The sequence below is a fragment of the Arthrobacter sp. MDT1-49-2 genome, assembly GCF_059090185.1.
This window is the reverse complement of sequence record NZ_JBNHFK010000001.1, coordinates 70,504-92,089: the sequence shown is the minus strand read 5'-3', so window position 1 is coordinate 92,089 and position 21,586 is coordinate 70,504. Positions and strand designations below refer to the sequence as shown.

22 protein-coding genes are annotated in these 21,586 nt (G+C 67.0%); 5 read left to right on the top strand and 17 right to left on the bottom strand.

Annotated features, from left to right (window positions below; translation table 11 throughout):
• Positions 1-23: 23 nt before the first annotated feature.
• A complete protein-coding gene (locus AC5RTS_RS00435; protein ID WP_493990111.1) occupies positions 24-1,040 on the bottom strand; it encodes an NADP-dependent oxidoreductase in 1,017 nt (338 codons plus the stop codon).
• A gap of 36 nt (positions 1,041-1,076) precedes the next feature.
• Positions 1,077-1,520, bottom strand: a complete 444-nt coding sequence (locus tag AC5RTS_RS00430) for a MarR family winged helix-turn-helix transcriptional regulator (protein WP_493990110.1) — start codon at positions 1,518-1,520, stop codon at positions 1,077-1,079.
• Positions 1,521-1,620: 100 nt separating this feature from the next.
• On the opposite strand from AC5RTS_RS00430, the gene AC5RTS_RS00425 reads away from it, so the two are divergent.
• From AC5RTS_RS00425 to AC5RTS_RS00410, 4 genes are all read left to right on the top strand, one after another.
• Positions 1,621-2,634 carry a phosphotransferase family protein gene (locus AC5RTS_RS00425; protein WP_493990109.1) on the top strand — a complete coding sequence of 338 codons (1,014 nt, stop codon included), beginning with the start codon at positions 1,621-1,623 and terminating at the stop codon, positions 2,632-2,634.
• A 74-nt stretch (positions 2,635-2,708) separates the two neighbouring features.
• On the top strand, positions 2,709-3,443 hold the full coding sequence (locus AC5RTS_RS00420; RefSeq protein WP_493990108.1) for an MBL fold metallo-hydrolase: 735 nt from the start codon (positions 2,709-2,711) through the stop codon (positions 3,441-3,443).
• Positions 3,444-3,565: 122 nt separating this feature from the next.
• Positions 3,566-4,021 (top strand): Hsp20/alpha crystallin family protein, encoded by a 456-nt coding sequence (locus AC5RTS_RS00415; protein WP_493990107.1) that lies wholly within the window; start codon positions 3,566-3,568, stop codon positions 4,019-4,021.
• A 182-nt stretch (positions 4,022-4,203) separates the two neighbouring features.
• Entirely contained in the window at positions 4,204-4,353 is a 150-nt protein-coding gene (locus AC5RTS_RS00410) for a hypothetical protein (protein ID WP_493990106.1), read from the top strand.
• A 14-nt stretch (positions 4,354-4,367) separates the two neighbouring features.
• Here AC5RTS_RS00410 and AC5RTS_RS00405 read toward each other — a convergent pair whose 3' ends face one another.
• The 13 genes from AC5RTS_RS00405 to pyrR form a co-directional block, all read right to left on the bottom strand.
• A complete protein-coding gene (locus tag AC5RTS_RS00405; RefSeq protein ID WP_493990105.1) occupies positions 4,368-6,539 on the bottom strand; it encodes a primosomal protein N' in 2,172 nt (723 codons plus the stop codon).
• Between the two features lie 7 nt (positions 6,540-6,546).
• The gene (metK, locus tag AC5RTS_RS00400) at positions 6,547-7,770 is read right to left on the bottom strand and encodes a methionine adenosyltransferase (RefSeq protein WP_493990104.1); all 1,224 of its coding nucleotides are present in this window, start codon (positions 7,768-7,770) and stop codon (positions 6,547-6,549) included.
• A 62-nt stretch (positions 7,771-7,832) separates the two neighbouring features.
• The gene (coaBC, locus tag AC5RTS_RS00395; RefSeq protein WP_493990477.1) at positions 7,833-9,119 is read right to left on the bottom strand and encodes a bifunctional phosphopantothenoylcysteine decarboxylase/phosphopantothenate--cysteine ligase CoaBC; all 1,287 of its coding nucleotides are present in this window, start codon (positions 9,117-9,119) and stop codon (positions 7,833-7,835) included.
• Complete coding sequence (rpoZ, locus tag AC5RTS_RS00390; RefSeq protein WP_227911473.1) at positions 9,116-9,379, bottom strand: DNA-directed RNA polymerase subunit omega; 264 nt, start codon at positions 9,377-9,379, stop codon at positions 9,116-9,118. The genes coaBC and rpoZ overlap by 4 nt, the downstream gene beginning before the upstream one ends.
• A gap of 26 nt (positions 9,380-9,405) precedes the next feature.
• Entirely contained in the window at positions 9,406-9,990 is a 585-nt protein-coding gene (gene gmk, locus AC5RTS_RS00385) for a guanylate kinase (protein WP_493990103.1), read from the bottom strand.
• A 27-nt stretch (positions 9,991-10,017) separates the two neighbouring features.
• On the bottom strand, positions 10,018-10,335 hold the full coding sequence (mihF, locus tag AC5RTS_RS00380) for an integration host factor, actinobacterial type (RefSeq protein ID WP_493990102.1): 318 nt from the start codon (positions 10,333-10,335) through the stop codon (positions 10,018-10,020).
• Between the two features lie 122 nt (positions 10,336-10,457).
• A complete protein-coding gene (gene pyrF, locus AC5RTS_RS00375) occupies positions 10,458-11,327 on the bottom strand; it encodes an orotidine-5'-phosphate decarboxylase (protein ID WP_493990476.1) in 870 nt (289 codons plus the stop codon).
• Positions 11,314-14,610 carry a carbamoyl-phosphate synthase large subunit gene (carB, locus tag AC5RTS_RS00370; protein WP_493990101.1) on the bottom strand — a complete coding sequence of 1,099 codons (3,297 nt, stop codon included), beginning with the start codon at positions 14,608-14,610 and terminating at the stop codon, positions 11,314-11,316. Before carB ends, pyrF begins: the two co-directional genes overlap by 14 nt.
• On the bottom strand, positions 14,610-15,746 hold the full coding sequence (gene carA / locus AC5RTS_RS00365) for a glutamine-hydrolyzing carbamoyl-phosphate synthase small subunit (RefSeq protein ID WP_493990475.1): 1,137 nt from the start codon (positions 15,744-15,746) through the stop codon (positions 14,610-14,612). The genes carB and carA overlap by 1 nt, the downstream gene beginning before the upstream one ends.
• Before the next feature lie 38 nt (positions 15,747-15,784).
• Positions 15,785-16,300 carry a PH-like domain-containing protein gene (locus AC5RTS_RS00360; protein WP_493990100.1) on the bottom strand — a complete coding sequence of 172 codons (516 nt, stop codon included), beginning with the start codon at positions 16,298-16,300 and terminating at the stop codon, positions 15,785-15,787.
• Complete coding sequence (locus tag AC5RTS_RS00355) at positions 16,300-17,652, bottom strand: dihydroorotase (protein WP_493990099.1); 1,353 nt, start codon at positions 17,650-17,652, stop codon at positions 16,300-16,302. The genes AC5RTS_RS00360 and AC5RTS_RS00355 overlap by 1 nt, the downstream gene beginning before the upstream one ends.
• Positions 17,649-18,644, bottom strand: a complete 996-nt coding sequence (locus AC5RTS_RS00350) for an aspartate carbamoyltransferase catalytic subunit (RefSeq protein WP_493990098.1) — start codon at positions 18,642-18,644, stop codon at positions 17,649-17,651. The genes AC5RTS_RS00355 and AC5RTS_RS00350 overlap by 4 nt, the downstream gene beginning before the upstream one ends.
• Positions 18,641-19,216, bottom strand: coding sequence for a bifunctional pyr operon transcriptional regulator/uracil phosphoribosyltransferase PyrR (pyrR, locus tag AC5RTS_RS00345; RefSeq protein ID WP_493990097.1), 576 nt, complete (start codon positions 19,214-19,216; stop codon positions 18,641-18,643). Before pyrR ends, AC5RTS_RS00350 begins: the two co-directional genes overlap by 4 nt.
• A 130-nt stretch (positions 19,217-19,346) precedes the next feature.
• Between pyrR and AC5RTS_RS00340 the strand changes: the two genes are divergently transcribed.
• Entirely contained in the window at positions 19,347-20,528 is a 1,182-nt protein-coding gene (locus AC5RTS_RS00340; RefSeq protein WP_493990096.1) for a PrsW family intramembrane metalloprotease, read from the top strand.
• A 66-nt stretch (positions 20,529-20,594) separates the two neighbouring features.
• Here AC5RTS_RS00340 and nusB read toward each other — a convergent pair whose 3' ends face one another.
• Together nusB and efp are read right to left on the bottom strand one after the other, a co-directional pair.
• Entirely contained in the window at positions 20,595-21,005 is a 411-nt protein-coding gene (gene nusB / locus AC5RTS_RS00335; protein ID WP_493990095.1) for a transcription antitermination factor NusB, read from the bottom strand.
• Positions 21,002-21,565, bottom strand: coding sequence for an elongation factor P (efp, locus tag AC5RTS_RS00330; RefSeq protein ID WP_227911484.1), 564 nt, complete (start codon positions 21,563-21,565; stop codon positions 21,002-21,004). Before efp ends, nusB begins: the two co-directional genes overlap by 4 nt.
• Between the last annotated feature and the right edge of the window lie 21 nt (positions 21,566-21,586).

Here is a 21,586-nt window from a genome sequence, read left to right as displayed (position 1 = left end):
TTAGCCGCAGTACTACTGCTGCGTCAGCCCACGTTCACGATCATCTTGCCCTTGTTGGCGCCCTTCATCAGGTCGATGAAGGCCTGGGGGGCGTTTTCCAAGCCTTCGACGAAAGTCTCGTCATAGCTGACCGTGCCTTCGCGCAGCCACTGGGCCATCCGGGCATTGAACTCGTCCACATACTGGCTGTAGCTGCCGACGAGGAAGCCACGCAGGGTGATTTCCTTGCCGATGGCAAGGGCCAGATTGCGCGGGCCGGACGCGGCACCCTTGTCGTTGTAGACGGAAATGGCACCGCACATCGCGACCCGGCCGCCCCTGTTCATCACCGAAAGCGCCGCTTCCAGGTGCTCGCCTCCGACGTTGTCAAAGTAGACGTCGATGCCGTCCGCGCCGGCAGCCTTTTTCAGGGAGTCCTTCACCGGGCCATCGTGGTAGTTGAAGGCTTCGTCGAACCCGAGATCCAGCAGCCGCTGGACTTTCTCCGCCGATCCGGCACTGCCGATAACCTTCTTGGCGCCCATGACCTTGGCAATCTGGCCCACCAGTGAGCCCACGGCACCGGCCGCACCGGAGACGAACACCACGTCCCCTTCGCGGAACTCCGCAACCTTGATCAGGCCGCTGTAGGCCGTCTCCCCCGGCATGCCGAGCACGCCCAGGTACGCACTGGCCGGGGCCAGATCGGTATCAATCACACGTGCCCGGCGTCCATCCAGGACCGCGTACTCGCGCCAGCCAAGCCAGTGGACCACCTTGTCGCCCGGCTTGTGCGCGTCGGAGCGGGATTCCACCACTTCACCGACGGCGCCGCCTTCAAGCGCGGCATCGAGCTTGAAGGGCGGAACGTAGGACTTCACGTCATTCATGCGCCCGCGCATGTAGGGGTCCACGGACATGTGCAGGTTGCGGACCAGGACCTGGCCGTCCTGCAGTTCGGGTATCGGCACCTCCGCCAGCCGGAAGTTCTCCTCAGCCGGCCAGCCTTCGGGACGGGAAGCAAGCTGGATTTCGCGGCCGGTTTGGGGATGGTTGCTCATCAAAACACACCTATCTGTCGGGATCGATCGGGAAACTTACTGGTCGCCTTTGACCACGGACCCGCGCAGTGCCGCATTGACCTTGGCCAGGGTGTCCTGGAGGCTGCGCAGCTCCTCCGGGTCCAGGCCCGCGGACGCGGCCACACGGTCAGGGAGGTCACGGGATTTCTGCTCGAGGGCACGTCCGGTGTCCGTGAGGAAGACATGGACCCGCCGCTCGTCTTCGACGGCGCGGCGGCGCTGCAGCAGCTGCGCTGCTTCCAGGCGCTTAAGCAGCGGAGACAGCGTGCCGGAGTCGAGTTCCAGGGAGTGCCCCAGATCGCTCACACTCTGGCCGTCCTGTTCCCAGAGCAGCGTCATCACCAGGAACTGCGGGTAGGTCAGGTTCAGTTCCTCAAGCATCGGGCGGTACAACGCAGTGGCCGCCCGGGAGGCGGAGTACAGCGAAAAACACACCTGGCGCTGCAGCGATTCGTTCATCCGGCCACCCTAGGGCACGATTCAATTGTGCACAACCAAACCCGGATCGGGGCAGCGTGTCCTACGGTCCCCGCCAGGTCCCGCCACTAGGCTGGCCCCCATGTACGAAGACCCGGCTCCGCCCGATTACCGCCGCACCGCCCGCCGCCTCCCCTGGGACCGGCTGCCGGCCGCCGTCCGCGATGCCATTGCTGCGTCCCTGGGCGGCGCGGTATCACTCGTGGAACCGGCCGGGGGCGGATTCACGCCAGGCTTCGCCGCCGTGCTGGGAAACGGACACGGGGACCGCATCTTCGCCAAGGCCGCCGCGGCGACAGACAGCTTCATCTACCCCTCCTATCTCCGCGAATCCCAGGTGGTGCCGCTGATGCACCCCGGCATGCCCATGCCGGCCCTGCGCAGCGCCGAACGGCTGACGGTTGACGGCACGGACTGGCAGGTGCTGGTGTACGAGGCCGTCCCGGGGCGGATGCCCGGCCAGCCCTGGACCGAAGCCGATGTTGCCGCCGTGGAATCCGCCTGCGTCACGTCCGCAGCGCTGCTGGCGGACTTCCCCCGGGCCGAAGGCGGCACATCGGTGGCGGAGGATATGGCCCTGATACCGAGCCGGTTCGCACCGGTGGCCGACGGCGGTGAGCCCCCGTGGTTCCTGCCCGGGCTCAGCGCGGAGGAGGCCCGCGGCTTCCAGGCCGCACTGGAACTGTGCCCCGAGGCCCTGGCGGGTGACGCCGTCATCCACGGCGACCTGCGCGCCGACAACATCCTCATCAGCCGCGGCCAGGCACTGTTCTGCGACTGGAACTTCCTGGGGACCGGCGCGGCCTGGATCGATTGGGCGGGGGTGCTGCCCTACGTCCGGCCGGACGGCATCGACGCCGACGCCTGGCTGCGCCGGTCCGTCCTCACCCGGGACGTGCCGGACGCCTATATCGATGCCTTGCTGGCAGCACTGCTGAACTACATGATCCATTGGGGCAGCCAGCCCGACGTCGAAGCGAGCCCCGTCCTGCGGATCCACGGGCGGTACACGGCCCGGCTGGTGTACGACTGGCTGGCCCACCGGGCACGCCCGCTTCGCCGTTCCACCCTTACCTGCAGTACCTCCAACGCCTAACATGCCGAAGCAGCGGGAAATGCCGCCTGATCCGAAGCACGGCTGCACCCGCCACTTCAGCTGAGGGAGCCCCAGTGAGACTCGGACCGCATCTGCACCGCATCGGCAACGACATAGTGGCTGCCTATCTGGTGGACACGGAGGACGGCGTTACCGTCGTAGACAGCGGGCTGCCCGGGCACTGGCGTGATCTGCTTACCGAACTGCAGGCGATGGGCCGCTCCCTTGGCGATGTACGCGGTGCAGTCCTGACACACGGGGACAGCGACCATATCGGCTTCGCCGAAAGACTGTGCAGGGAGACCGGGGTGCCGGTCTACCTGCACTCGCTCGATGCGGCCCGGGCGCGCGGCAGCAGCAAGCCCAAAGTCGCCATGGGTTCCCTACAACCCCTCCCGCTGATGCAGTTCCTCCTTTACGGGCTCCGGAAGCGCGGCTGGCGCCCGGAATACCTCACAGAGGTTACCGAGGTCGCTGACGGAGACGTTCTCCCGCTGCCCGGGGCGCCCCGGGTCATCGCCCTGCCCGGCCACTCCCCGGGCAGCATTGCCGTCCACGTACCGCGCGCCAACGCCGTCTTCGTTGGGGATGCGCTGACCACGCGCAGCGTGCTGACCGGCCGGACGGGCATTCAGCCGGCACCGTTCACCGATGACCCCTCGGCGGCCCTTGAGTCCCTGGGCCGCCTGGCGGGAGTGGAGGCCGGCTGGGTGCTGCCGGGACACGGCGCCCCGTGGCGTGGAAATCCCGGAGATGTACAGGACCTTGTCCGCCGGGCAGGCGAACAACATCCACCGCGAAAAAAGTAGTTGGCACTCACCCACCGAGAGTGCTAATCTGCTGCCGGAAGTTGAGTGGTACCGACTCAACTTTGGAACAATCGCCACAACAACGCTTGTCACAAGCGATCGAATGGAGGAGTTGATACGACATGGCTATGAAGTTTGATCCGTTCCAGGAACTCGACCGGATGGCACAGGCCCTGCGGGGCGAAGGCACCCTGCGCGGTATGCCGATGGATCTCTACCGGCAGGGCGACCACTACATCCTGGCCGCCGACCTGCCGGGCATCGATCCCGGTTCCATCGATGTCGACATTGACGGCCAGCTGCTGACCATCCGCGCCCAGCGCACCCTGCACGGCGCCGAGGGCGTCAAGTGGCTCACCCGTGAACGGGAAAGCGGCTCCTTCCTGCGCCAGCTGAACCTGGGCCAGGGCCTCGACACCGAGAGGATCTCCGCCAGCTACGAGAACGGTGTCCTGAGCGTCACCATTCCGGTCAGCGAAAAAGCCAAGCCGCGGAAGATCGCGGTGCAGGCGGCGCCGGCAGACGGCTCGGCAATCACGCAGGACAGCCAGTCCGAGCGTGAGGCCGTGTCCGCGTAGCGAAACAAACGGACGTAGCGCAACAAGCGGCACCAACGGGGTCCGGGATGCTTCCCGGGCCCCGTTGGCGTCTGCGCGCATCAGGTGGTCAAGGTCACCGGCGGCGGATTCGGAGGCGGCAGCTTCCCGGCGCGATACTGGGGATTAACCGATTTTTTCTTCGCAGGAAAGAGGGATTACCGGTGCGAATTCCTACCATCAACCACCGCGGCTGGATGATCCACGGCGTGCCCCGCGGACTCCTGGGCAGGCTCTCCCGGCTGGGCAGCGTTGCACAGCTTTCACTGCTCTCCCTGCTGGGCGCTTCGGCGGTGCTGCTCGAGCTCCTGTAGCGCGCGCAGCGGACCTACAGCACGTCGGTCCCGTCCACCCGCACATAGACCGGATCTCCGGTACGCCGAGCCGATGCGGCCGCCTTCGTGGAACGCAGGGCAGCCGTGACGGCCGGTGCCGCGGCATAGGGAAAGAACAGCAGTGTCCGGAACCGCCCGCCGGCACCGCCTAACTGGCCGTCCCGGACCTCCTTGGCGCCTGCTCCCGCCGCTGCGGTTTCTTCCACCGGTGCCGGACCCACGGTGCGGGTACCTTCCGGCAGGTCCAGCCGGACAATAAAGGCATCCAGGCCTTCCCTGGAGCCTGTGAGCTCGGCATAACGCACGGCAGGCGGCAACCCGAGTTCTCGCCGCAGCTCCAACTCCCGCTCGGCTGCTCCTGCGGGGTCCCAGCGCAGCAGATGTCCCACGGTGGTGCTGTCATCTGCGGTGACCACCACCAGCCCCTTTTCAGTTGCCGGGCGCACAAGTGCCGCCGCGCTGAACCAGCGCCGCAGCGTATCCTCACCGGCCCGCAGGGATTCCCGGGACAGCATCGCATTGCCGTCCAGCAGGATGGCCGCCGCGTATCCTCCCGCCGCCACCGGCTCCGCACCTGGAGTGGCCACCACCAGTGCAGGGGCATCGGGAATCTCGGCACGGATGTGGTCCCCGGCGGACGAGATCACCGTGGTGGAGGGAAAGGCCCGGCCAAGTTCCTCGGCTGTGCGCCCGGCTCCGGCAGTGGAGCCGCGCAGGTGGACTCCCCCGCAGTTGCTGCAGTGCCACATCGGCTCGGGCCGGCCGCACCAGCGGCAGCCGGGGGTGCCGTTGCGGCTGGCCAGTCCGAGCGGACCCGAGCAGTTCCGGCACCGGGCGGGTTCCCGGCAGTCCTGACAGGACAGTGCCGGTGAGAATCCGGTGCGGGCCACCTGCACCAGTACCGGCCCGCGGGTCAGCCCGTCCTGGGCCGCCTTCCAAGCGGTGTGCGGTATCCGTGCCCTGGCCGCCAGCGGGTCCCGCTCCATGGTGAAGGAATCAGCGGTGCTCACCACCCGGGGCGCAGAAGCACGGACCGTGGAGCGTTCCGCGGCGATGCCCGCCGCCCATCCGCTCGCTACCAGCCGCTGCGCCTCCGTACTGCGCGAATGGGACGCCAGGAGCAGTGCCGCTGCTTCCAGTTCAGCCCGCAGCAACAGGACATCGCGGGCGTGCTGATACGGCGCCCGCTGTTCGGCGTGCAGGTCATCGGCATCATCCCAGATCACTGCCAGTCCCAGATCCGCCACCGGCGCGTACGCGGCCGATCGGGTGCCGATGGCCACGCGGACATCCCCGTGCAGCAGCTGCAGGAAATTCCGGTACCGCGGGGTAGGACCGTCTTCGGCAGTCAGGCGGACGAAAGCATCCGCGCCGATGCGGGCCGTGAGTGCTGCCTGCACCCGGGCGAGATCCTTGTTGTCGGGTACCACCACCACGGCACCCCGTCCTGAGATCAGGGTGGACCGGACTGCTTCGGCCACTTCCGCCGGCCAGTCGCGCGGTCCGTAGCCGCCCAGCGAAGACAACACAGCCCGAGGACTGTGGCCTGCGGCGAGATGGGTGAGGAAACGCGGCCCGTGCGGATACCGGGCGAACGGGTTCACGCCGGCGCCCTCCGGGCCGGGCGCGGCAGTTGCCGCCACGGCGGAAGCGTCGGTTCCGTCGGGGGTACCTGCCGCGGCGGTGCTTTTCGGAAGCTTTGCGGCAGCCCGCGCCTCGGCGGTGAACTCTTTGTCCACCCGGGCGGCACGCGGCGGGATGGCCACCCGCAGCACATCATGCACGGTGCCGGCGTAGCGGGCGGCAACGGCCTCGGCGAGGCGCAGGATCCGGGGCGTGAGCACCGGCTGGGGAGAGATCACCTTGCCCAGCGGCATCAGCCGGGCGGCGGTATCCGCCTCAGCGGTACGTTCGGTGATGAAGCCCGGCAGTTCCTGTCCGCCGAAACGGACTTTGACCCGGGCCCCCGGCACCGCGTCCCCGTCGAGTTCAGCAGGGACCAGATAGTCGAAGGGCCGGTCCAGGTGGGGCAGCGGCGAGTCCAGCAGCACCCGGGCAATCGGCAGTGCGGACGCCGGCTGGGTCTTGCCCACTGGCTTGGCGGACGGCGCGAAGCCGTGCAGCAGGGACAGCTGCACGGCTTCTTCGGAGCGATCCGCGGCCATGGCGGTGTTAGACGTTGAAGTAGCTGCGGAGGTCCTCGACCTTGTCCGTGCGCTCCCAGGTGAAGCCTTCATCCTCGCGGCCGAAGTGGCCGTGGGCGGCTGTGCGCTGGTAGATGGGACGCTTCAGGTCCAGTCCGTTGATGATGCCCAGCGGCCGCAGGTCAAAGACCTCCTGTACGGCGTCGGCAATCCGGGCCGGGTCCACTGTCTCGGTGCCGAAGGTCTCCACGTAGATACCCACGGGGCGGGCCATACCGATGGCGTAGGCAATCTGGATTTCCGCGCGCCGGGCCAGGCCCGCGGCGACCACGTTCTTCGCCACCCAGCGCATGGCGTAGGCAGCGGACCGGTCCACCTTGCTCGGGTCCTTGCCGCTGAATGCTCCGCCGCCGTGGCGGGCAAAGCCGCCGTACGTGTCCACGATGATCTTGCGTCCGGTCAGGCCGGCATCGCCCACAGGACCACCGATCACGAAGGGGCCGCCGGGGTTGATGATGTGCTGGACGTCGGAAACATCCAGGTCCGTGCCCGCCAGCACGGGGCTGATGACGTGGGTAGCCATGTCGGCGCGCAGCTGCTCGAGATCGAGCTCGGCGGCATGCTGGGTGGAGACCACCACGGAGTCCACCGATACGGGGCGGTCTCCGTCGTAGCCGATGGTGACCTGGGTTTTTCCGTCCGGGCGCAGGTAGGGCAGCGTTCCGTCCTTGCGGACGGCGGTGAGCCGTTCGGAGAGGCGGTGCGCCAGCCAGATAGGCGTGGGCATCAGGACGGAGGTCTCGTCACTGGCGTAGCCGAACATGATGCCCTGGTCCCCGGCGCCTTGGGCGTCGTACGGGTCCTCGACCTTGCCGGTGCGGTTCTCCAGCGAGTTGAACACACCGGAGGCAATTTCCGGGGACTGCTGGCCGATGGAGACGGACACGCCGCAGCGGGCGCCGTCGAAGCCGTTGGCCGAGGAATCATAGCCGATGTCCAGGATGGTGTCGCGGACCAGCTGCGGGATCTCGACGTATCCCTCGGTGGTCACTTCGCCGGCAACGTGGACCAGGCCGGTGGTTACGAGGGTTTCGACGGCTACCCGGGATTCGGGATCGACCTTGAGCAGGCCGTCGAGGATTGCGTCACTGATCTGGTCACAGATTTTGTCCGGGTGGCCTTCAGTGACGGATTCCGAGGTGAAAAGGCGCAGGTTGGACTGCGTCTTGGAAATGGCGGAAGTAGAAGTCACAGCATTTACTCTACCGGGCGGCTCGGACACTCCCGGAACCGCCGGATGCGTGCCCGGTCCCCTCAGGGCCGCCGGGCGGCGAGTTCGGCGGCAATCCTGGTGATGATGCGTACCGAAACCTCGGATTTGCTGCCTGTTGCGCTTTCACCGGCGGACCCGGCGGGTTCTGCCGGTGAGAGAATCCTCACTTCGGTCTGGTCCTGGCCGAAGACCAGTGATTTGCCGACCTGGTTGAGGACCAGCAGGTCGCAGCCTTTGCGGGCGAGTTTCCGGCGGCCGTATTCCAGCACATCCGTGGTGGCGTCGCCGGTTTCGGCAGCAAATCCGACGATGAGGGCCGGTGTGGTTCCGGTTCCCCGGGCCTGCACCAGCTCCTGGAGGATGTCCGGGTTCCGCACAAGGGTAATCACGGGGTCGGCGGCGTCGTCGCTCTTTTTGATCTTGGTCTCGACCACCTCTGCGGGGCGGAAGTCGGCGACGGCAGCGGCCATGATCACAACGTCGGAGTCGGCTGCAGCCTTGTGCGTGGCATCGCGCAGTTCCAAGGCTGTTTCCACCCGGACCAGTTCCGCGCCGTCGGGCGCCGGAACGTCCATGTGTGCAGCGATCAGGCGCACCCGCGCCCCCGCGGCCAGCGCCGCTTCGGCCAGTGCTGTGCCCTGCTTACCCGAGGAGCGGTTGCCCAGGAACCGGACCGGATCCAGGGGCTCACGGGTTCCGCCGGCCGTGACGGTGACCGTGCTGCCCGATAGCAGGCCCGACAGTTCTCCGGACGTACCTGCGGCGGCCTCATCCACGGCAGCGAGGGCCGCGGTGAAGATGGTTTCCGGCTCGGGCAGACGGCCCGGACCGGAATCCTTGCCGGTCAGCCGGCCCACCGCCGGATCGATCACGACGGCGCCGCGGCTGCGCAGCGTTGCCACGTTGGCGGCGGTGGCGGGATGGGCCCACATTTCGGTATGCATGGCCGGGGCGAACACCACCGGCCCGCGGGCCATCAGCAGGGTGTTGGTCAACAGGTCATTCGCGGAGCCTGTTGCGGCCCGGGCCAGCAGATCGGCGGTGGCGGGAGCCACCACGATCAGGTCTGCCTCGTGGCCCAGGCGCACATGGTTGACCTTGTCCACGTCGTCGAATACGGATGTGGACACGGGGTTGCCGGACAGCGCTTCCCAGGTGGCAACCCCGACAAACCGGGTGGAGGATTCGGTCGGAACAACAGTGACGTTGTGCCCGGCCTCGGTAAAAAGCCGCAGCAGCGACGCAGCCTTGTAGGCGGCGATTCCGCCGCCCACCCCCAGAACTATGCGCACGCTGCTGCCTTCCCCCGGTGAACTGCCGCTGCTTATTCGGCGGTCTCGCTCGGGCGGACCACCAGCATGCCGTCGTTGATCTCGCGCAGGGCGATGGACAGCGGCTTTTCGTTCAGCTTGGTTTCCACCAGCGGGCCGACGTACTCGAAGAGGCCCTCGTGCAGCTGGGAGTAGTAGGCGTTGATCTGGCGGGCACGCTTGGCACCGTAGATGACCAGCGCGTACTTGGAATCGGCTGCTTCGAGCAGGTCGTCGATCGGCGGGTTGATGATGCCTTCAGACACAGGGTTCTCCAAAATTCTTGAACGGGATTCGCGGTTTGTCAGCGCTGGCGCGGACTGATTCCCATGAGTGATACAAGCTCAGCTGCAGCCCGCTTGACGTCATCATTAATGACGGTGTGATCGAACTCGGACTCGGCAGCAAGTTCCAGTTTAGCTGTTTCCAGCCGTAGCTGCTGCTCTTCGGGCGTTTCCGTGCCGCGTCCGACCAGACGTCGGACCATTTCGTCCCACGTGGGCGGGGCCAGGAAGACGAAATTTGCCTCCGGCATGGATTTCTTTACCTGCCGGGCGCCCTGCAGGTCAATCTCCAGGAGGACGCTGCGGCCCTCGGCCATGGCGGCCTCAACGGTGCGGCGCAGAGTGCCGTAGCGGTTACGGCCGTGGACTACGGCCCATTCCAGCATCTGATCCTGTTCGATCATGGAATCGAACTCTTCGGCGCTGACGAAGAAGTAGTGCACACCGTCTTCCTCGCCGGGACGGGGAGCCCGGGTGGTGGCGGATACGGAAAGCCAGACTTCGGGATAGTTGTCCCGGATATAGGTGGATACAGTGCCCTTGCCAACTGCGGTTGGACCTGCCAGAACTGTCAGCCGCGGTTGCGACACGTAAACCTCATTCACTCGGTGTTTCTTTGAAGGTGCCGGGCCTCAATGCTGATCCAGGAGCTCAATCAGCGCCTTGCGCTGATGCACTCCCAGTCCCCGGACCCGGCGGGTAGGGGCTATACCTACCGTAGCCATTATTCCAGCTGCGCGGCGTTCCCCGACACCAGGCAGTGCGCGGAGCAGATCCATCACTTTCAGCCGGCTCACCGCTTCCTCGCGGGAACGCGAAAGGATGACTTCTTCAACGGAGAGGTCCCCGGATTTAATACGTGACTTGATGTCGGCGCGGACGGCCCGGGCCGCTGTGGCTTTTTCCCGGGCCAGGGTGCGCTCGGCTTCTGTCAGAGGCTTGAGGTTCAAAAGACACTCCCGAACGAAGACGTACCGCTGTCAGCGGCTCTGCTGGTAGCTCCGAACCTATCCGCATTCGAAGCCCAATTGCAATGGAGCCCTGTCAGCGGTCCGGGCCGCCCCGCCCGCGCTTACCCTGCCGCGGCCAGCTCCCGTCCGGTCTGCAGTGCGGCTTCGCGCAGCTTCCGATGATCCGGCCCGGCCCGCAGGATCCCGCGGCTGGAGGTGGCAAGCACGTTGGGATACGCCGGCCCGAAGGTTCGGGCCAGATCTGCCGCCGTGGCCCCCTGCGCGCCCAACCCCGGTGCCAGCAGCGGCGCGTGTGCGGCGGCGAGGTCCAGGCCCAGATCCGTGAGGGCGGATCCCACCGTGGCGCCCACCACCAGGCCTACGGATCCGAGGCCGCTGACGCTGCCGTTCTCCGCAGCCGCGGCATCCACGATGCGGGCCGCGACGGAGCGTCCGTCCCGGCCGGCGGATGCACGGCCGACGTGCTGCACGGACGCGCCTTCGGGGTTGGAGGTCAGGGCCAGCACGAAGACCCCGCGTCCGGTCTCCGCGGCAAGGTCCAGGGCCGGCCGCAGGGACCCAAAACCCAGGTAGGGGCTGAGCGTCACGGCATCGGCGGCCAGGGCAGAACCGTCCCGCAGCCAGGCATCGGCATACGCGGCCATGGTGGAGCCGATGTCGCCGCGCTTGGCGTCGGCAATGCTCAGCACTCCGGCAGCCGTACAGGCGGCCAGGAGCTTCTCCAGCACGGCCAGGCCGGCGGAGCCGTGGCGTTCATACAGGGCCACCTGCGGTTTCAGTGCTGCAGCGTGCTCCCCCACCGCCTCCAGGACGGTGAGGGAGAAGCGCTCCAGCCCGGCGGCGTCGTCGTTCAGTCCCCAGTCAGCCAGCAGCGCCGGGTGCGGATCGATCCCGACGCACAGCGCTCCGCGGCTGTCCATGGCGGCACGCAGGCGCGCGCCGAAGGACTGCAGGGCCTCAGGCACCGGCAGCGGCCTTCAGGTTCGCGGCGTGCTCCTGCAGCGAGGTGACATCCCATTCGTAGGAACGCATGGCCTCGATGGCCTGAACGGCGGCGCCGAATTCGGACACGGTGGTGACAACGGGGCAGCCGATGGAGGTGGCGGCGGCACGGATTTCGTAACCGTCTCCGCGGGCCTGGCCACCCGAGGGGGTGTTGACCACGAGGTTGATTTCCCCGGCGGTAATCAGGTCCGCCACGGTGCCTTCCCCGTTCGGTCCGACACCCTCACCCACCTTGCGCACCACGGTGGCCGTGATGCCGTTGCGGCGCAGCACGTCGGCCGTGCCGCCGGTGGAGAGGATCTCGAACCCGAGATCGCTCATCCGCTTCACGGCCATGATGATGGAACGCTTGTCCCGGTTGGCCACGGATACAAACACCTTGCCCGCTGTGGGAAGGGCACTGTTGGCGGCTGCCTGGGACTTGGCGAAGGCAGTGTCGAAGTACTTGTCAATGCCCATCACCTCGCCGGTGGAGCGCATTTCCGGGCCGAGCAGGGAATCCACCACGGTGCCTTCGGGCGTGCGGAACCGGCTGAACGGCAGCACGGCTTCCTTCACGGCGACCGGGGCGTCCAGGGGCAGGGAGGACCCGTCGCCGGTGGCGGAGAGGCGGCCCGCCGCACGCAGCTCCGCGATGGTGACGCCGGTGCCGATCAGGGCGGCGGCCTTGGCCAGCTGCACCCCGGTGGCCTTGGATACGAACGGCACGGTGCGGGAGGCACGCGGGTTGGCTTCGATGACGTAGAGGATGTCGGATGCGAGGGCGAACTGGATGTTGATCAGGCCGCGCACTCCGACACCGGAGGCAATGGCCCGGGTGGCTTCCCGGACCCGCTCGATCACGTCGGCGCCCAGCGTGATGGGCGGCAGCACGCAGGCGGAGTCACCCGAGTGGATGCCGGCTTCCTCGATGTGCTCCATGATGCCGCCCACGTACAGGTCGGTGCCGTCGAACAATGCGTCGACGTCGATCTCGATGGCGTCTTCCAGGAACCGGTCCACCAGCACGGGGTGGTCCGGGGTGATCTCGGTGGCGTTGGTGATGTAGCGGGAGAGGTTTTCCTCGTCGTAGACGATTTCCATGCCGCGGCCGCCGAGCACGTAGGAGGGCCGGACCAGCACCGGGTAGCCGATTTCGTCCGCGACCTTCTTAGCGTCCTCGAAGGACACGGCGGTGCCGTTCTTCGGGGCGGTCAGCCCGCCGGCGTCCAGGACCCGCTGGAAGGCGCCGCGGTGTTCGGCCAGGTCGATCGCCTCGGGTGAGGTGCCCAGGATGGGAACACCGGCGTCGGCCAGGGCCTGCGCCAGCTTCAGCGGGGTCTGCCCGCCAAGCTGGACGAAGACACCCAGCACACCGCCGGTGCGCTGCTCGGCGGCGATGACCTCCAGGACGTCCTCCAGGGTGAGCGGCTCGAAGTAGAGCCGGTCGGAGATGTCGTAGTCCGTGGAGACCGTTTCCGGGTTGCAGTTGATCATGACGGTCTCGTGGCCGGCTTCGCGCAGGGCCATGGTGGCGTGCACGCAGGAGTAGTCGAACTCGATGCCCTGCCCGATGCGGTTCGGCCCGGAGCCCAGGATGATGATGGACGGCTTGGCGTGTTCGGCCACCTCATCCTCCTCGTCGTAGGAGGAGTAGTGGTACGGGGTGTAGGCGGCGAATTCGGCGGCGCACGTGTCCACCGTCTTGTACACCGGGCGGATGTTCAGGGCGTGCCGGACGCCGCGGACCACGGCCTCCGGAGTGTTGGTCAGCGCCCCGATCTGCTCGTCGGAGAACCCGTGCCGCTTGGCCAGGCGCAGGATGTCCTCGTTGACCGACGGCGTGGCACGGATCTGCTCGGCGGTTTCATTGATCAGGGCCAGCTGGTCCAGATACCAGGGATCGATGCCGGTGGCTTCGTACAGTTCCTCCACGGAGGCACCGCCCAGCAGAGCCTGCTGGACCTGCTTCAGCCGGTCGGTGGTGGGCCGCTTCGCCGCCTCCACAAGGGCGGGCACGTCGGCGGCGTCCACCGGTTCGAAGGACAATGTGGCGCCCTTCTGTTCCAGGGAGCGCAGCGCCTTCTGCAGGGCTTCGGTGAAGTTGCGCCCGATGGCCATGGCCTCGCCCACGGACTTCATGGTGGTGGTCAGCGTCGGGTCCGCGGCCGGGAACTTCTCGAACGCGAAGCGCGGCACCTTGACCACTACGTAGTCCAGGGTCGGCTCGAAGGAGGCCGGGGTCTTCTTGGTGATGTCGTTGGGGATTTCGTCCAGCGTGTAGCCCAGTGACAGCTTGGTGGCGATCTTGGCGATGGCAAAGCCGGTGGCCTTGGACGCCAGCGCCGAGGACCGGGAGACGCGCGGGTTCATTTCGATGACCACAACGCGGCCGGTGTCCGGTTCGATGGCGAACTGGATGTTGCAGCCGCCGGTGTCCACCCCGACTTCGCGGATGACCGCGATCGCGATGTTGCGCAGTTTCTGGTACTCGCGGTCGGTCAGCGTCATGGCCGGTGCCACGGTGATGGAGTCACCGGTGTGCACACCCACCGGGTCGAAGTTTTCGATGGAGCAGACCACCACGACGTTGTCGTTCCGGTCCCGCATCATCTCCAGCTCGTATTCCTTCCAGCCGAGGATGCTCTCTTCAAGCAGCACCTCGGAGGTGGGGCTGTACTGGATGCCGGCACCGGCAATGCGGCGCAGGTCCTCGGCGTTGTAGGCCAGGCCGGAACCCAGCCCGCCCATGGTGAAGGAGGGGCGCACCACCATCGGGTAGCCCAGCTCCTCGGCGGCCGCGAAGGCTTCGTCCATGCTGTGCACAATGATGGACTTGGCGGATTCGGCGCCGCAGCGCTCGACGACGCCCTTGAACTTTTCGCGGTCCTCGCCCAGTTCGATGGCGGCGATGTTGGCGCCGATGAGCTCCACGTTGTACTTCTCCAGCACACCGTTTTTATCCAGTGCGATGGCGGTGTTCAGCGCGGTCTGTCCACCCAGGGTGGGCAGGACGGCGTCCGGGCGTTCCTTGGCGATGATCTTCTCGACCACCTCGGGCGTGATGGGTTCCACGTAGGTGGCGTCCGCAAATTCGGGGTCGGTCATGATGGTGGCCGGGTTGGAGTTCACGAGGATGACCCGCAGGCCCTCCTCCTTCAGGACCCGCAGGGCCTGCGTGCCGGAGTAGTCGAATTCCGCGGCCTGGCCGATGACGATGGGGCCGGAGCCGATGACCAGGACGGATTTGAGGTCGGTTCTGCGGGGCATTAGATGCTCTCCTTGTTCTTGCTGGAGGCCATAAGCTCCACGAAACGGTCAAAGAGGTAGGCGGAGTCGTGCGGTCCGGCAGCGGCTTCGGGGTGGTACTGCACGGAGAAGGCCGGGATATCCAGGCAGGCGAGGCCTTCCACCACGTTGTCGTTCAGGGACACGTGGCTCACCTCCACCCGCCCGTAGCGCTCTTCCGGTGCGGTGACGGGCCCGTCCAGCGGTGCGTCGACGGCGAAGCCGTGGTTCTGGCTGGTGATTTCCACCTTGCCGGTCCGGCGGTCCAGTACCGGCTGGTTGATGCCGCGGTGTCCGTAGCGCAGCTTGTAGGTGCCGAAGCCCAGGGCGCGTCCGAGGATCTGGTTGCCGAAGCAGATGCCGAAGAACGGGATGCGGTGATCCAGGACCTCGCGCAGCATGGCGACCTGCACGTCCGCGGTCGCCGGATCGCCGGGGCCGTTGGACATAAAGACGCCGTCCGGGTTCAGGGCCCGCAGGTCCTCGAAGGTGGTGGCGGCGGGCAGTACGTGGGTGCGGACGCCGCGCTCGGCGAGGCGTACCGGGGTCATGGATTTGATGCCCAGGTCGATGGCCGCCACGGTGCCCAGCGGCTCACCCTCCCAGCCGTGGTCGGCGGGGTCGATGACGTAGGCTTCGTCGACGCTGACCTCCTCGGCCAGGCGTGCGCCTGCCATGCCCTGCTGGGCGCGGACCTCGGCGAGCAGCTCGGCGTCCGGCCGAACCGCGTCGTCGCCGGAGAAGATGCCGGCCTTCATGGCCCCGCGTTCGCGCAGGTGCCGGGTGACGGCACGGGTGTCGACGCCGGAGATACCTACAACGCCCTGCTCAGCCAGCTGCTCATCCAGGGTCCGCTCGGACCGCCAGCTGGAGGGACGCCGCGCGGCATCACGCACTATGTAGCCGGCCACCCAGATGCGCCGGGACTCGGCGTCGTCGGCGTTCACCCCGGTGTTGCCGATGTGCGGTGCCGTCTGCACCACCAGCTGCCGGGCGTAGGAGGGATCCGTGATGGTTTCCTGGTAGCCGGTCATGCCGGTCGCGAAGACCGCTTCACCCAGGGCTGTCCCCTGCGCGCCGTAGGCACGGCCGCGGAAGGTGCGCCCGTCCTCCAGCATCAGGACGGCGGGTGTGGGGTTGATGGTCTCGTGCACTGTCACAGTTGTTCCTCGCTAGGGGTCGCCGATGCCGGCAGAAGTTTCGTAATTGCGTTTACCAGGGGTGTCTTCCCGTCGGCGGCACGGGTCCGGAAACCGGTGTCCACGCGCTTGGGGCCCAGCTGCCACGTCACGGTGACGAGTCCGTCTTTTTCGACGAATTTGCCGGCCATGCCGCGTTCCAGACGCACGCCGAGCAGGTCCTCACGCGGGATCCACAGATCCTCCGCGCCGGAGCGGGCGAAGAGCAGGCCTTCGTGGAAAACGGCGGCAGTGGCATTGGATTTCACGCCCAGTCCGTAGAGCGCCACGCGGTCCAGCCAGTCCCCCGCGCTGGTGGTCACCACGTACTGGCCCAGGGCCTGGAACGTCGGCTCCTCCAACTCCGCGGGCAGCCGCTTAGGCCGCGGAACATCCTGCTGCCGGCGTCGTCGCCCCCTCCAGCCCAGGGCGAACAGGCCCAGGATAAGGATGAGGAGGGCGGCCAGGCCCAGGAAGAAATACAGCAGTTCCATCAGGATTCCTTTGCGGCAACAGGGTGGGGCGTATTGAGTCTGCCGTCGCGGACGGTGGGGTGGCCGGCATAGAAGACGGTCTGCACCACTCCGGGCAATTCCAGCCCGGCGAACGGACTGTTGCGCCCCTTGCTTGCCATCTTAGAAGGGTCCACCGTCCGTGACGCAGTTGGGTCCACCAATATGACGTTTGCCGGTTCGCCTGCTGCGATTGGCCGCCCCTGGCCCTGGACGTCGCCGATCAGCGCCGGCGTAGCGGACATCACCCGGGCAAAGCCTGCCCAGTCCATCAGCCCGGTGTCGATCATGGTGTGCTGCACTACGGACAGGGCGGTTTCCAGTCCGGTCATGCCCATGGCCGCCTGCGCCCACTCACATTCCTTGTGCTCGCTGGGATGCGGGGCGTGGTCGGTGCCGACAATGTCGATGGTCCCGTCCGCCAGTCCGCGGCGGACGGCGTCGACGTCGTCGGCGGTGCGCAGCGGCGGGTTCACCTTGTAGACCGGGTCGTAGCTGCGCACCATTTCGTCCGTCAGGAGCAGGTGGTGCGGGGTGACTTCGGCGGTGACGCTGATGCCCTGTGCCTTGGCCCAGCGGAGGATTTCCACGGACCCTGCAGTGGAGACGTGGCAGACGTGCAGCCGGGAGCCGGTGTGGCGGGCCAGCAGTACGTCGCGGGCGATGATGGCTTCCTCCGCGACGGCGGGCCAGCCGGCCAGGCCGAGGACCGCACTGACTTCGCCCTCGTTCATCTGGGCGCCTTCGGTCAGCCGGGGCTCCTGCGCATGCTGGGCGATCACGCCGTCGAAGGCCTTGACGTATTCCAGTGCCCGGCGCATCAGGACCGGGTCCGAGACGCACATGCCGTCGTCGGAAAAGACCCGGACCCGTGCCCGGGAATCGGCCATCGCCCCGAGTTCGGCCAGGCGTTCGCCGGCCAGCCCGACGGTGACGGCGCCTACGGGGCGGACGTCCACCCAGCCCGCCCGCTCCCCCAGGCTCAGGACCTGTTCCACCACGCCGGCGGTGTCAGCAACAGGCATGCTGTTGGCCATGGCGTGCACGGCGGTGAAACCACCCAGGGCTGCGGCACGGCTGCCGGTTTCCACGGTTTCGGCGTCTTCCCGGCCGGGTTCGCGCAGGTGGGTGTGCAGATCCACCATGCCGGGCAGGGCGATCAGGCCGACGGCGTCGATTACCTCTGCGCCGTCCGGAGCGGATGCCTGCGCCTGCGGGCCGACGGCGGTGATGGTTCCGTTGTCCAGCAGGATGTCTGCTGCTTCGAGCCCGAGGATGCTGGCGCCGCGGATCAGGTAGGAACCGGTCGGGGTCGGGTTGCCGGGATTGCTCATCGCTTCTGCTCCTGCGGTGTACGTTCGGAGCCGCTCTCACCGGAGAGCAGCAGGTAGAGGGCGGCCATACGGACGGAGACGCCGTTGCTGACCTGGTCCAGGACGGTGGACCGCGGGGAATCGGCGGCGCGCGCGGAAATCTCCAGCCCACGGTTCATCGGGCCCGGGTGCATGATGATGGTGTCTTCCATGCCCAGGGCGTCCAGCCGGTCCAGGCGGACGTCGTCCAGGCCCCAGCGGCGGGAGTACTCGCGGACGGACGGGAAAAATGCTGAGTGCATGCGTTCGCCCTGCACGCGCAGCATCATCACCGCGTCCGGCCGGGAGGCCAGCGCTTCATCCAGGTCGTAGCTGACCGTGCAGGGCCAGCTCTCGACGCCGAACGGCAGCAGCGTGGGCGGGGCCACCAGCGTGACTTCCGCACCGAGCGTCCGGAGCAGCCACAGGTCCGAGCGGGCCACCCGGGAGTGCAGCACGTCGCCGACAATCACCACTTTCATGCCGGTCAGGTCGGTGCCGGTGGATTCGGTGCCGTGCAGCCGTGCCCAGTGCCGGCGCATGGTGAAGGCGTCCAGCAGGGCCTGGGTGGGGTGCTCGTGCGTGCCGTCCCCGGCGTTCAGCACGGCGGCGTCAATCCAGCCGGAGGTGGCCAGCCGCGCCGGGGCCCCGGAGGAACCGTGCCGGATCACCACGGCGTCCGCCCCGATGGCGGCGAGGGTCTGGGCAGTGTCCTTCAGCGACTCGCCCTTGGACACCGAGGAGCCCTTGGCGGAAAAGTTGATGACGTCGGCGGAGAGACGCTTGGCAGCGGCCTCGAAGGAAATCCGGGTGCGGGTGGAATCTTCGAAAAACAGGTTCACCACGGTGCGTCCGCGCAGGGCGGGGAGCTTCTTGATCTCGCGCTCCCCCACCGCTGCCATCTGCTCCGCTGTGTCCAGAATTGCCAGGGCATCGGCCCGGCTCAGGTCCAGGGTGGAGAGCAGATGCCTCATGCAGTGCCCTCGATAACCACTTCATCCACTGCGGGATCGTCGCTTTCCACCAGGCGGACGCGTACCTGTTCGCGGGAGGCCGTGGGCAGATTCTTGCCCACATGGTCGGCGCGGATGGGCAGCTCCCGGTGCCCGCGGTCCACCAGTACCGCCAGCCGGACAATCCGGGGGCGGCCGAGGTCCACCAGGGCGTCCAGTGCGGCACGGATGGTGCGCCCGGAGAACAGGACATCGTCCACCAGCACCACTACTTTGTCGTCAATCCCGGAGACCGGCTCGCGGGTGGCATAAGGGGGCCGGGTGGGGCGGCGGGAGAGGTCGTCACGGAACATCGTGACATCAAGCTGGCCGGTGATGGCTGCGGGGTCGATGCCCGGTGCGGCGCCGGCGATCTTCGCTGCCAGGCGCTGTGCCAGCGGATATCCGCGGCGGGGAATGCCCATCAGGACCAGGTCTTCGGGACCCTTGTTGGCCTCAAGGATTTCATGGGCAATGCGCGTCAGCGCGCGGTCAATGTCAGCTGAAGACAGAACGGTACGGCGGGGTACCTGGACGGCATCGATGCCAGTCATTTCCGCTTCCTCCTTCCCCGCCTCACAGGACGGAATTTAAAGGTTGAATGCGTGCAAGACGCTATCACAGGACGCGCGGCGGTTCTCGGCCGGCGCCTGTGTACGACGTTGTATGACTATTCTGGCTGCTATGCACAGCTCCCCTCCGCCGCCCGGCCAGCAGCATCCTGTTCCGCCAGGCTTCGCTGCACCGGACTGGGTCCGCCCGGCAACGCACCGGGAAAGCGGCCTGGCCGCCACGGTGCTGATGATTGTGCTGTCCTCCGCGGTGCTGGCCTGGGTTGGAATGTTCCTGCTCGAGCGGCTTGGGCCGCCGGCCTTTATTATCTGCGGGATCCTCGCCCTGGTGCCGCTGGGCATCTGTGTCCTGGGTATCTGGTGGGTGGACCGGTGGGAACCGGAACCGCGCAGCACCTTGGCGTTCTGCTTCCTGTGGGGCGCCGGAGTATCCGTGGCCATCGCCGTGCTGGTGGGCCCGTATTTCACGCTGGCGCTGCTGGAGCTGGTGCCCTCCGGTTCGGCGGATCTGCTGGGCATGGTGGTCCAGGCGCCGGTGGTGGAGGAGATTGCCAAGGGCGCGGGCATCCTGCTGCTCCTGCTGGTGCGCCGGCGGATTTTCGACGGGCCGGTGGACGGCATTGTCTTCGCCGCAGCGGTGGCCGCCGGGTTCGCCTTTACCGAGAACATCCTCTACTTCGGATCAGCGCTGCTGACCACGGGCGGGGGTACTGTCTATCAGCTGGGGTTTACCTTCATCCTGCGCGGGCTGCTCTCACCCTTTGCGCACGTGCTCTTTACTGCCTGCACGGGCCTGGCCCTGGGGCTGGCCGCCCGGCGTGCGGGTAACGCCTGGATCGGTCCGGCATTTGTCCTGGGACTGGTTCCCGCGATCTTGGGCCACATGCTGTGGAACGGGGGCCCGGCGTTGTTGTTCGGGGATTTCTTCGTTTTCTACTTCCTGCTCCAGGTGCCTTTCTTCGCACTGGCGGTCACCGGCGTCTGGTTCCTCCGCCGCAGCGAACAGCGTCTCACGCGGCGCCGGCTCGGAGAGTACGCCGGAGCAGGCTGGTTCAGCGACGCCGAGGTGGACATGCTGGCCACCGGCGCGGGCCGCCGCCGGGCCATGGCCTGGGCGCGGGCCCATCACGCGGCGGCGCCCATGAAGGAACTGATCCGGCGTTCCACCCGCCTGGCCCTGACCCGTCAGCAGATCGTGGCGGGACGCGACGTGGAGGCCAACCGGGACTACGAGAGGACCCTGTTGCGTGAAGTGTCCTCGCTCCGCTCCGCCATGTTCGCCGGGACAGGATAGTCCGCCGGAAAACACAAAGGACCGCCCCCGAAGGGGCGGTCCTTTCCATCTGCTGATGCCGAGGGATCAGGCCAGCAGGGAGGGCTTCAGTTCCTGCAGCCGTCCAAGCAGTCCGTTGATGAAGGCCGGGGACTCGTCCGTGGACAGGGTCTTGGCCATTTCCACGGCTTCGCTGATGGCGACCTTGTCCGGGACGTCGTCGTTGTAGAGGAGCTCCCAGGCGCCCAGGCGGAGGATGATGCGGTCCACCGAAGGCATGCGGTCAAGTGTCCAACCCTGCGAATACGTGCTCAGGAACTCATCGATCTGTTCCTGCATCGCAACCACGCCTTCCACCAAATCCATGGTGTACGGGTTGATGGTCTGGTCGGTCCGTTCGCGGCGGGCCCGGATGACATCGAAGGCTGAAGCCGAACGCTGTTCGGCTTCGAAAAGGACCTCCAGTGCGCGGGTCCGTGCTTTACTGCGTGCACTCACTCGTTAACGCGTCCCAGGTAGTCGCCGGTGCGGGTGTCAACCTTGACCTTGGTGCCCTGTTCCAGGAACAGCGGCACCTGGATCTCGTAGCCGGTCTCGATGGTGGCGGGCTTGGTGCCGCCGGTGGAGCGGTCACCCTGCAGGCCGGGCTCGGTGTAGGTGATTTCCATGGTGACGGACGGCGGCAGCTCGATGTACAGCGGGGAGCCTTCGTGGATCGCGATGGTGACCATCATCGACTCCATCATGAAGTTGGCGTTGTCGCCGACAATTTTGCCCGGGACCGTGAGCTGGTCGAAGTCGGAGGTATCCATGAAGACGTAGTCTTCGCCGTCCTGGTACAGGTACTGGTAGTCGCGGCGGTCCACCGTGGCGGTCTCGACCTTGATGCCGGCGTTGAACGTCTTGTCCACTACCTTGCCCGAGGTCACGTTGCGCATCTTGGTACGGACGAACGCACCACCCTTGCCCGGCTTCACGTGCTGGAACTCGATGATGCTCCAGAGGTTGCCTTCAAGCTTCAGCACGGTGCCGTTCTTGATGTCGTTGGTCGTCGCCACAGTTTCTCTTCCGTTGTCCGT